Source organism: Sphingobium baderi (genome assembly GCF_001456115.1).
Classification (GTDB): domain Bacteria; phylum Pseudomonadota; class Alphaproteobacteria; order Sphingomonadales; family Sphingomonadaceae; genus Sphingobium; species Sphingobium baderi_A.
The window spans coordinates 4,096,759-4,107,398 of sequence record NZ_CP013264.1; the positions used below are offsets into that span (position 1 = coordinate 4,096,759).

Annotated in this window: 11 protein-coding genes; 4 read left to right on the forward strand and 7 right to left on the reverse strand. The window is 64.5% G+C overall.

Translation table 11 applies throughout. The features are described from left to right. Nucleotides 1–76: 76 nt before the first annotated feature. From ATN00_RS20020 to rpsM, 5 genes are all read right to left on the reverse strand, one after another. Nucleotides 77–2,266 (reverse strand): prolyl oligopeptidase family serine peptidase, encoded by a 2,190-nt coding sequence (locus ATN00_RS20020; protein ID WP_062068184.1) that lies wholly within the window; start codon nucleotides 2,264–2,266, stop codon nucleotides 77–79. A 98-nt stretch (nucleotides 2,267–2,364) separates the two neighbouring features. Continuing rightward, nucleotides 2,365–2,790: a 50S ribosomal protein L17 gene (gene rplQ / locus ATN00_RS20025; protein ID WP_062068186.1), complete on the reverse strand. Its 426-nt coding sequence runs from the start codon at nucleotides 2,788–2,790 to the stop codon at nucleotides 2,365–2,367. 139 nt (nucleotides 2,791–2,929) lie between these two features. Continuing rightward, nucleotides 2,930–3,991 carry a DNA-directed RNA polymerase subunit alpha gene (locus ATN00_RS20030; RefSeq protein WP_062068188.1) on the reverse strand — a complete coding sequence of 354 codons (1,062 nt, stop codon included), beginning with the start codon at nucleotides 3,989–3,991 and terminating at the stop codon, nucleotides 2,930–2,932. A 121-nt stretch (nucleotides 3,992–4,112) separates the two neighbouring features. Beyond that, nucleotides 4,113–4,502: a 30S ribosomal protein S11 gene (rpsK, locus tag ATN00_RS20035; RefSeq protein ID WP_004208752.1), complete on the reverse strand. Its 390-nt coding sequence runs from the start codon at nucleotides 4,500–4,502 to the stop codon at nucleotides 4,113–4,115. A gap of 73 nt (nucleotides 4,503–4,575) precedes the next feature. After that, nucleotides 4,576–4,944 (reverse strand): 30S ribosomal protein S13, encoded by a 369-nt coding sequence (gene rpsM, locus ATN00_RS20040; RefSeq protein ID WP_020818664.1) that lies wholly within the window; start codon nucleotides 4,942–4,944, stop codon nucleotides 4,576–4,578. Nucleotides 4,945–5,229: 285 nt separating this feature from the next. Between rpsM and ATN00_RS20045 the strand changes: the two genes are divergently transcribed. Genes ATN00_RS20045 through guaA form a run of 4 tightly spaced genes read left to right on the forward strand, consistent with a single transcriptional unit; the run spans nucleotide 5,230 to nucleotide 9,440 of the window. Then, nucleotides 5,230–5,850 carry a hypothetical protein gene (locus tag ATN00_RS20045; RefSeq protein ID WP_062068190.1) on the forward strand — a complete coding sequence of 207 codons (621 nt, stop codon included), beginning with the start codon at nucleotides 5,230–5,232 and terminating at the stop codon, nucleotides 5,848–5,850. A gap of 44 nt (nucleotides 5,851–5,894) precedes the next feature. Further along, a complete protein-coding gene (locus ATN00_RS20050; RefSeq protein WP_082635272.1) occupies nucleotides 5,895–6,554 on the forward strand; it encodes a YoaK family protein in 660 nt (219 codons plus the stop codon). Nucleotides 6,555–6,583: 29 nt separating this feature from the next. Continuing rightward, nucleotides 6,584–7,837 carry a TCR/Tet family MFS transporter gene (locus ATN00_RS20055; RefSeq protein WP_062068192.1) on the forward strand — a complete coding sequence of 418 codons (1,254 nt, stop codon included), beginning with the start codon at nucleotides 6,584–6,586 and terminating at the stop codon, nucleotides 7,835–7,837. Between the two features lie 43 nt (nucleotides 7,838–7,880). After that, nucleotides 7,881–9,440 (forward strand): glutamine-hydrolyzing GMP synthase, encoded by a 1,560-nt coding sequence (gene guaA / locus ATN00_RS20060; protein ID WP_062068194.1) that lies wholly within the window; start codon nucleotides 7,881–7,883, stop codon nucleotides 9,438–9,440. A gap of 161 nt (nucleotides 9,441–9,601) precedes the next feature. Here the strand turns inward: guaA and ATN00_RS20065 are convergent, their stop codons facing one another. Next, nucleotides 9,602–9,904 carry a hypothetical protein gene (locus ATN00_RS20065; RefSeq protein ID WP_062069046.1) on the reverse strand — a complete coding sequence of 101 codons (303 nt, stop codon included), beginning with the start codon at nucleotides 9,902–9,904 and terminating at the stop codon, nucleotides 9,602–9,604. Between the two features lie 17 nt (nucleotides 9,905–9,921). Then, on the reverse strand, nucleotides 9,922–10,527 hold the full coding sequence (locus tag ATN00_RS20070; RefSeq protein ID WP_062068196.1) for a peptidylprolyl isomerase: 606 nt from the start codon (nucleotides 10,525–10,527) through the stop codon (nucleotides 9,922–9,924). Nucleotides 10,528–10,640 lie beyond the last annotated feature (113 nt).

Genomic DNA, 10,640 nt, shown 5'->3' on the forward strand with positions numbered 1-10,640 from the left:
CGTCGCGTCATGCCGCCCTCGTCCTTGATTCTATCGGGCCGGGAGACGGTTTCGGACGGCTTGATCGCCCTGCCCCTCACTTGGGATCGGCGCTGATTTTCAATCCCGTGAAGCGCGCGGCGAAGGCGTAGCTGTCGGCATATTCGTCGATCAGCTTATCGATCGGCTTGCCCGCGCCATGGCCCGCCCGACTTTCCACGCGCAGCAGGCGGGGCCGCTCACCCAGATCCGCGGCTTGGAGCGCGGCGGCATATTTGAAGCTGTGCGCGGGGACGACCCGGTCGTCAGTGTCCGCCGTCGTCACCAATATGGCGGGGTAATCCCTGCCGCCCCGGATGTTGTGATAGGGCGAATAGCCGTAGAGCAGGTGGAAATCCGCTTCATTGTCCGGCGATCCATAATCGTCCACCCAATAACGCCCGGCGGTGAAGCGGTTGAAGCGCAGCATGTCCATCACCCCCACGGCGGGCAGCGCGGCGGCGAACAGGTCGGGACGCTGGTTCACCACCGCGCCGACCAGCAGGCCGCCATTGGAGCGCCCCTCGATCGCGAGGCCGTCCTGCGGGGTGAAGCCATTGGCTTTCAGATATTCGGCGGCGGCGATGAAATCGTCAAAGACATTCTGCTTGTTGGCAAGGCGGCCCGCATCGTGCCATGCCTTGCCATATTCGCCCCCGCCGCGCAGTGCCGCGATGGCATAGGCCCCGCCCTGCTCCAGCCACGCCATGCGCGTAGCCGAATAGCCGGGCGTCAGCGTGATGTTGAAACCACCATAGCCGTAAAGGATCGTCGGCACGGCAATGGCGTGATCGGCCAGCGTCTTCTTGCGGATGATGGTGAGGGGGATCAGCGTGCCGTCCTTTGACGGATAGCTGCGTTGTTCGACGCCATAATCATCCGGGTCGAAGGGCAGGTCCGGCAAGGCGAAGGGCTGGATTTGCCGGGTCGCCGTGTCGAAGCGATAGATACCCGGCGGCCGCGTAAAGCCGGAAAAGCTGAAGAAGGTTTCGGGGTCGCCGTCCCGCCCGCTAAAGCCCGCAGCCGTGCCCATGCCCGGCAGCGGCACGTCGCCGACGCGGCGGCCATCCAGTTCCACCATCTCCGCGACCGTCTGCGCGTCGTTCAGATAGGCGAGGATCAGGCGGTTGCCGACCAGCGATGCGCCCGCCAGCGTGTCACCGCGTTCGGGGATGACTTCTCGCGGCCTCCTGCGCGGATGCCGGGCGTCGAGGGAGACGAGGCGGAAATGCGCCGCACGATTGTCGGTGATGAAATAGAGCAGCGATCCCCTGCTGCCAATCAGCCGCCAGTCATCATCGAGGCCCCGGATCAGGGTACGAAGCTTCGGCGGGCCGCCGTCGAGCGCGGCGATATGCAGTTCGCGGCGGGAATCGATGCCCTGGAAGGAACTGACGATCAGCCATTGTCCGTCACTCGTCACCTGCGCGCTGTGCCTCAGCGTCGGGCGCGAAGGCGTGGCGTAGACGATCTGGTCCTGCGCCGGATCAGTGCCGAGGCGGTGGTAGCGGACCTGCTGATTTTCACTGGCGGAGCGATAGGTCTGGCCGTCTGCCGGCGCGGCGAAACAGGAGTAGAAAAAGCCCTCACCCCGGCCATCCCACGCCAGCTGGGAGAATTTGACCCAGGGGATGCTGTCGGGCAGCCGCTTGCCGGTGGCGACATCCAACACCCTGAGCGTCCGCCAGTCGCTACCCGCCTCCTGCACGGCGTAGAGCAGCCAGCGGCCATCGGGCGAAGGCTGCCATTCGGCAAGCGCGCTGGCGCCGTCTTCCGCCCAGCCATTGGGGTCGAGCAGGAGCCGTTCCTTGCCGCCGAGGCCTTCGCGGACATAGAGGGGGGTCTGGTTCTGAAGACCCTTGTTATAGCCGTAGAAATAGAGGCTGCCCGCCTTGCGCGGGACAGTGTAGCGGCCATGGGCGAAAAGCGCCTGCATGCGTTTGCGTAGAATATCGCGGCCGGGAAGCGCATCGATAGTGCGACGGGTCAGCGCGTTTTCACGGGCGACCCAGTCGCGGACGGCAGGGTCGGTCCGCAGGTCGTTTTCCAGCCAGCGGTAGGGATCGGCGACCCTCACGCCGAAATGGTCCTCCACCCGATCCTCTCGCAAAGCGACGGGATAGGAGAGGCCGCGCGCGGCCGTATCGAAGGTCGAGGGACTGGGACCGGCGCGAAGGGGACCGGCCGCCAGCAGCAGAAGCAGCGACAGGGTTAGGCCGACTGCCCTGGGGGCGCGAAGCAGGGACATCCTCTCGACTCGGGTCACATAAGAAACAGGCCGCGGTTTCATGCGAAACCACGGCCTGTCCGTAACGCTATCATGCGCCGCCGGAAAGCGGCTTGATATTATGCGGCTTCCAGCTCGTCCGCGTCGGCGCTCTGGACTGGACCGGAATCCTTGCCCTTGGCATCAACGTCGCGGTCGACCAGTTCGATGATCGCGATCGGCGCGGCGTCCGAAGCCCGGAAACCGGCCTTGATGACGCGGGTATAGCCGCCATTGCGATCCTTGTAACGCTCGGCCAGAACTTCGAAGAGCTTGGTCAGCTGCGTGTCGTCCTGAAGGCGAGCATGGGCCAGACGGCGGTTCGACAGGCCACCCTTCTTGGCGAGGGTGATGAGCTTTTCGACGTAGGGACGCAGTTCCTTCGCCTTGGGCGTGGTGGTCAGAATCTGCTCATGCTTGATGAGCGAAGCCGCGAGGTTGCGGAGCAGCGCATTACGATGCCCGGCGCTGCGCTGCAGCTTGCGATGACCGATCTTGTGACGCATTTTGTCTTCCTTCGTTCGTTAAGGGGCCGTTTCAGGTACCCCAGACCAGGCACAGTCAAGGTCGTGCCCATCACCTTGGTCCGTTCGTTTCGCGCTTGCCGTTTCTCGACTTCGCTTCGAAACGAACGGGAGATCGGTTTTAGCCGAGCAGCTCCTGTTCGAGCTTCTTGGCCATTTCCTCGATATTTTCCGGCGGCCAGCCGGGGATGTCCATGCCCAGACGCAGGCCCATGGACGACAGCACTTCCTTGATTTCGTTCAGCGACTTGCGGCCGAAATTGGGGGTACGCAGCATCTCCGCTTCGGTCTTCTGAACCAGATCGCCGATATAGATGATGTTGTCGTTCTTGAGACAGTTGGCCGAACGGACCGACAGTTCCAGTTCGTCCACCTTCTTGAGCAGGTAGCGGTTGATCTGGTTCGCGTCGCTTTCACTGTCGCCCGACGAAGCAGAAGCCGTGCCGGCAGCCGGAGCGGCGGTCGGCAGCGCATCCTCGAAGTGGACGAAGAGCTGGAGCTGGTCCTGAAGGATGCGCGCGGCATAAGCCACCGCGTCTTCCGGGGTAACGGTGCCATCGGTTTCAAGCGTCAGCGACAGCTTGTCATAGTCCAGTTCCTGGCCGACGCGGGTATTGTCGACCTTGTAGGCGACCTGACGCACCGGCGAGTAGAGCGCATCGACCGGAATGAGGCCGATCGGCGCGTCGGCCGGACGGTTGGCGACAGCCGGGACATAGCCCTTGCCGACGTCAGCGGTCAGTTCCATGTTCAACGTCGCGCCCTGGTCGAGGTGGCAGATGACCAGATCGGGGTTCATCACTTCGATGTCGCCGACAACGGCGATGTCGCCGGCCTTCACTTCAGCCGGGCCAGTGGCGGAAAGCTGGAGCCGCTTGGGGCCATCGCCTTCCATCTTCAGTGCGATCTGCTTCACGTTCAGAACGATGTCCGTCACATCCTCGCGCACGCCGGCGAGCGAGGAAAATTCGTGCAGGACGTTCTCGATCTTGATGGACGTGACCGCCGCACCCTGAAGCGACGAAAGAAGAACCCGCCGCAGCGCGTTGCCGAGCGTCAGGCCGAAACCACGCTCAAGCGGCTCGGCGACGAAAGTCGCCTTGCGCTTGCCGTCGCCGGAAGCCTTGATCTCCAGCGCGTTGGGCTTCTTCAATTCCTGCCAGTTCTTCATGTTGACAGTCATGTAATTCCCCTGGGGATGGGGCCGAAACGCTCAATCCTGGACCCAACAGGACGTTTCGACCGATGCAAATGGGTGAACGGGCAGCGCGTCCGCCGCCCGCCGATAAACCGTCGCGTCGAAATCAGACGCGGCGGCGCTTGGACGGACGCACGCCATTATGCGGGATCGGCGTGACGTCACGGATCGAGGTGATGTGGAAGCCGACGGCCTGCAACGCGCGCAGGGCCGATTCACGGCCCGAACCGGGGCCCTTCACTTCGACTTCGAGGGTGCGGACGCCATGTTCGGCGGCCTTGCGGCCCGCATCTTCCGCGCACACCTGCGCGGCATAGGGGGTCGACTTGCGGCTGCCCTTGAAGCCCATCATGCCGGCCGAGGACCAGCTGATCGCATTGCCCTGGGCGTCTGTGATGGTGACCATGGTGTTGTTGAAGCTGGCGTTGACGTGCGCCACGCCCGCCGAGATGTTCTTGCGCTCGCGCCGTTTGATGCGCTGGGGTTCGCGTGCCATTTTCGCTCTATCCTACTGAAATCGTTGAATGGAGAAGTCGCCGGAGGGCCATGCCGAGACAGGCCCTCAACGATTACTTCTTCTTGCCGGCGATCGGCTTCGCCTTGCCCTTGCGGGTGCGCGCATTGGTATGCGTGCGCTGACCGCGAACCGGCAGCCCCTTACGGTGACGCAGGCCGCGATAGCAGGCCAGGTCCATCAGGCGCTTGATGTTCATCGCGGTTTCGCGGCGCAGATCGCCTTCGACCGTGAGGTCGGCGTCGATCGCTTCGCGGATCTGGAGGACTTCGGCGTCCGACAGGTCCTGAACGCGACGGCTGTGGTCGATGCCCAGCTTGTCGGCGATGTCGACGGCGGTCTTGCGACCGATGCCGTGAATGTAGGTGAGCGCGATGATCACGCGCTTGTTGGTCGGGATGTTGACACCCGCAATACGTGCCATGGTAATCTGTTCTCCTGCTCCACAGGGCGGTTGGCGCCACCCTATCTCAAAGCGTCCGGGCCAAAGCTCCCTGGCTCAGGAGCGATGACCATGTTACTACCCCAAGACGCAAAAAAGACGGCCAGTGCTTCTGCACTGCCGCTCACCAGCGTGTCGGGATGCGCGCGCTCTAGCGAGTCGGGCCGAAACTGTCAATATCGGCCCGCCGCATGACGGGGATGTTCAGCCTTCCGACAGCCTGCCGCTGCTAGGGAACGGCGCATCCTATCGGAAAGGTCCGGACATATGAAGAAGAGTCGCTGGATGACGGGATCGCTGGTCGGCCTGGCCCTGATCGGGGCCAGCATGTCTCCGGCGGAGGCGCGTCCCCGTTACGGCCATGGCGGCTGGGGCGGCGACCGCTGGCATCACCGGCATGGCGACGGATTCGGCGTGGGCGACGCGATCGGCGTGGCGGCGCTGATCGGCGCAGTGGCAGTCGTCGCGTCCTCCATGGCGAAGGACAAGAAAGCCGCGCGGGCTTCCGGTCCCGACGGCGAGCGCGCCTATGACGACGACAGCTACGACGCGCCGCCGCCCGCCAACGGCACGGATTATGGCGCGGATCGGCGGGACGAAGATTTTTCGGATGTGGCCGATGTAAACCGGCAGGATGACGCACAGATGAGCGACGCCTGCGCCGTGGCGGCGCGGGACGAGGCGCAGGCGCAGGCGCAGGGCGGCTATGCCGAGGTGCGCCATATGGAGGCGCCCCGGGCGACGGGCAACGGCTATAATATAGACGGCGATGTCGAGACGCGCGCAAGCTGGAGCGCCAGCAGCGGGACGACGCGCCGCTTCACCTGTTCGATGCGGGACGGGCGCGTGGCGGAGGTCTATCTGAGCCGCGACGTGGCCATGCAATAAACCAGCCATTCCCTTCCGGGGGAGGCCTGGCTTAAGAAGCGGTCATGCGGCGCTATGATTTCCCCCGACACGTGATGGCGATGGGCCTTGCGGCGCTGGCGGGTTTCATCGACGCGCTGGGGTTTCTGAAGCTGGGCGGGCTGTTCGTATCCTTCATGAGCGGCAATTCGACGCGGCTGGCCGTTGGGCTGGCCAGCGGAACCAGCGTGGCGCTGACGGCGGCGGGGCTGATCGGCGCCTTTGTCGGCGGCGTGCTGGCCGGCGCGCTGCTCGCGCGGGCGGCAGGACAGTGGCGCAAGCAGGCGGTGCTGGGGCTTGTCACGCTGCTGCTGGGGGTTGGCGGGATGCTGACGGTCATGGGCCATGCGGGCAACGGCCTCACGCTGCTGATGGCGGCGGCCATGGGCGCGGTGAACAATGTGTTCCAGCGCAATGGCGAAGTCAGCATCGGCGTCACCTATATGACGGGCGCGCTGGTCAAGCTGGGGCAGGCGCTGGCGGCGGCGTTGACCGGCGGCCCACGCCTTGGCTGGCTGCCCTATCTGCTGCTGTGGCTGGGGCTGATGACGGGCGCGGTGGCGGGGGCCGCGCTGTTTCCCGTCATGGACCTGCGGGCATTGTGGATCGCCTGCGCCTTCTCCGCGCTGCTGCTGGCGTGGAGCGTTCGCATGGGGCCGCTGCCGATGGCTTCGCGCTTGGCTTAAAGACTGGTTGGGCCTAGGGACCATCCGCCATGCCCGTTGTCCCCTCCCCCCGCCATCGCGCCGCCATCGCGTTCATTCTGATAACGGCGCTGCTCGATGTCATGTCGATGGGGATCGTCATTCCGGTCCTGCCGGAGCTGATCGAGACGTTGACCGGCTCCACCAGCGAGGCGAGCCTGTGGAACGGCGTGTTCGTGGCGCTGTGGGCGGGCATGCAGTTCCTGTGCTCGCCGGTGATCGGATCGCTGTCCGACCGCTATGGGCGGCGGCCGGTGATCCTGATTTCGGTCGCGGGGCTGGCGATCGACTATGTGCTGATGGCGCTGGCGCCGGACCTGTGGTGGCTGGCGCTGGGGCGGATATTGGCAGGCGTCACTTCGTCCAGCTTCACCTCCACCTTCGCCTATATGGCGGACATCACGCCGCCCGAGGAGCGCGCACGGGGATATGGCCTGATCGGCGCGGCGTTCAGCGCGGGCTTTGTCGCCGGGCCGCTGATCGGCGGGGTGCTGGGCGAGATTTCGCTGCGCGCGCCATTCTGGGCGGCGGCGGCGCTGTCGGCCATGGCGTTTTGCTATGGGCTGTTCGTGCTGCCCGAATCGCTGCCGCCTGAAAAGCGCATGACCTTTTCGTGGACGCGCGCCAATCCGTTCGGCGCGCTCAAGCTGCTGCGGTCGCATCCGGAATTGTCGAGCCTCGCTATCGTCAACTTCCTCCTCTATTTCGCGCATCACCTCTTTTCGGCGGTGTTCGTGCTTTATGCCGGGGACCGCTATGGCTGGAGCGCATGGCAGGTGGGAACGCTGCTGGCGCTGGTCGGCCTGCTCGACATGGGCGTGCAGGGGATGCTGGTGGGCCCGGTGGTGAAGCGGCTGGGCGACCGCACGACCATGGTGATCGGCCTTGCCTTCGGCGCCGTCGGCATATTGGCGATGGGGCTGGCGAGCAATGGCTGGCTGTTCATCGCGGCGATGTTCCCTAATGCGCTGTGGGGCCTGGCCATGCCGACGATCCAGTCGCTGATGACGCAGCGCGTGTCGGAAACCGAACAGGGGCAGCTTCAAGGCGCGAACAACAGCGTCGGGAGCATTGCCGGAATCGCTTCGCCGCTGTTCTTCGGCTGGGTCTATTCGGTGTCGATCGGACCGCAGCCCGCCCTGCCCTTCATCGGCAGCGCCTTCGTCATCGGGGCGGTGGTGCTGGGCGGCGCGGCGGTGATGGGATGGCTGGCCGGGCGCGGCGGCCATGCGCCTTTGCTGGACAAGGACGGCATAGCGCACTAACCGCGCGGCATCCCATTCCCCCGGTCAAAGCAAAGGCGATTCGATGACGCTGCCCCTTCAGGATTCCATCCTTATCGTGGACTTCGGCAGCCAGGTGACGCAGCTCATCGCGCGCCGCGTCCGTGAAGCCGGTGTCTATTCCGAGATCGCGCCCTTCAACAGCGCCGACGAAGCGTTCAAGCGGCTGAAGCCCAAGGGCATCATCCTGTCGGGCGGCCCCTCCTCCGTCATGTGGGAGGACAGCCCGCGCGCGCCGCAGCATTTCTTTGAGGCGGGCATCCCGATCCTGGGCATCTGCTACGGCCAGCAGACGATGATGCATCAGATGGGCGGCACCGTCGAAGGCGGCGAGAGCGGCGAGTTCGGTCGCGCCTTCATCGAGGTGAAGAAGGGCTGCGCGCTGTTCGACGGCCTTTGGAACGAAGGCGAGCGGCATCAGGTGTGGATGAGCCATGGCGACAAGGTGACGAGCCTCGCGCCCGGTTTCGAGGTCGTGGCGGTGAGCGAAGGCGCGCCCTATGCCATCACCGCTAACGAGGAGAAGCGCTTCTACGCCACGCAGTTCCACCCGGAGGTCGTGCACACGCCTGACGGCGCCAAGCTGCTTGCCAATTTCGTGCGCCATGTCTGTGGCCTCGCGGGCGACTGGACCATGGCGGAGTTCCGCGCCACCAAGATCGCCGACATCCGGGCGCAGGTGGGCGACGGGCGCGTCATCTGCGGCCTTTCGGGCGGCGTCGACAGCGCAGTGGCGGCCGTGCTGATCCATGAGGCGATCGGCGATCAGCTGACCTGCGTGTTCGTCGACCATGGCCTGATGCGGCTGGGCGAGGCGGAGCAGGTCGTCAGCCTGTTCCGCGAGCATTACGGCATCAAGCTGGTCCATGTGAATGCGGAGGAACGCTTCCTTGGCGGCCTCGCGGGCCTGACCGACCCTGAGAAGAAGCGCAAGTTCATCGGCGGCGAGTTCATCGCGGTGTTCGAGGAAGAGGCGAAGGCGGTCGGCGGGGCGGACTTCCTAGCGCAGGGGACGCTCTATCCCGACGTGATCGAGAGCGTGAGCTTCACCGGCGGGCCGAGCGTCACGATCAAGAGCCACCATAATGTCGGCGGCCTGCCCGAACGCATGAACATGAAGCTGGTCGAGCCCTTGCGCGAACTGTTCAAGGACGAAGTGCGCGTGCTGGGCCGGGAACTGGGCTTGCCGGAGATTTTCGTCGGGCGGCACCCCTTCCCCGGTCCGGGTCTGGCGATCCGTATCCCCGGTGAGGTCAGCAAGGAGCGCTGCGACATATTACGTAAAGCGGACGCCATCTATCTGGAGGAAATCCGCAATGCGGGCCTCTATGACGCGATCTGGCAGGCTTTCGCGGTGCTGCTGCCGGTGCGGACCGTGGGCGTGATGGGCGACCATCGCACCTATGACAGCGTCTGCGCGCTGCGGGCCGTGACATCGACCGACGGGATGACGGCGGACATCTATCCCTTCGACGCGGCCTTCCTGAGCCGGGTCGCGACGCGGATCATCAATGAGGTCAAAGGCATCAACCGGGTCGTCTACGACTATACCTCGAAGCCGCCGGGCACGATCGAGTGGGAATGATTTCATTGGGGTGATGGCAGTATCTGCTCAGCCCCAAAAAAGCTGATCCATGTCGCCGACGATGGTGTGGAGTTAAAGCGAGGCGCTAATCCACCCATACCGCCTTTCGGCGTGGTTTCCCCGGTTATGCGAGCGCCTCCGCTTTGCGGCGCTGTTGCGCTTCAAACATCGTCGCTGCCATAAGCGCCGCCTTCATTCTCCATCCGATCAAGCGCCCTTGCATCCTTCGCCGTGAATTTGAGGCGAACGCCAACGCCGCCATCCGCATCTTCCGGCAGGAAGACCGCGCCTCCCAATTCCAGCACTTTTCGCAGGCGCAGACTGGCATCGGCGTCAAACATTCCCGCGCCGGTTTCAAAAGCCAACAGATCCTCGCCGCTCAAATCGGCTTTCCGCGCGACATATTCACGGGGCCATTGCACCAAAATCCTGGCCGCGCGCGCTTGAGGTCCGGTGATCGTCATGCCCATTCTCCCGTTCCTTATGGCATCTGCCGCGCCGTCAGTATCTTGACCGGCTGCTCCAGCATCTGCCCCTTCATCACACCTTCGCCCGCTGTCGGCGATTTGGGCGCGGCGAGGATGGTCTTCACCACGTCCATCCCCTCGACCACATGGGCGAAGACAGCAAAGCCCTGATTGTCGCCGGGCGCTTCGGGATGCGCGTCCATCGCGGGCATCTGACCCAACACGATGAAGAAATCCCCGGTCGCACTGCCCGGCGCATAACGCGCCATGGAGAGTGCCCCGTCGTCATGGGTGAGGCCGGTCTGCGTGGTCGGCTCATGCTTGATGGGCGGCAGGATGCGGCCCGGATCATTCTGCGCGCCGCCCTGCACGAAGCCATAGTCCGCGGCCCCGACGCCGCGATAGAAGGATGTGCCGTCGAACCGCTTCTGATCGACATAGCGCAGGAAATTGGCGGCCGTGACAGGCGCTTTGTCTTCATGCACGGCGATTACGATCCGCCCCGCGCTGGTGTCGAGCGCAATGCGGACATCGGCAGGCGGCGCGCTTTCCGGCGGCTGCGCCAAGCCGGGCGTGACGGCAAGAAGCGCGAGGATGAGCAGGGCGAGGGATCGAATCATGATGATCCGAGCCTAAACCAACGGCCGCGCCTTTGTAATCGTCGATCCAGACCCTTTTCTTTACCGATTGGAAAGCGTTGCGGGGCGAAATGCGTCGCCAAAGAGGTGGCGCA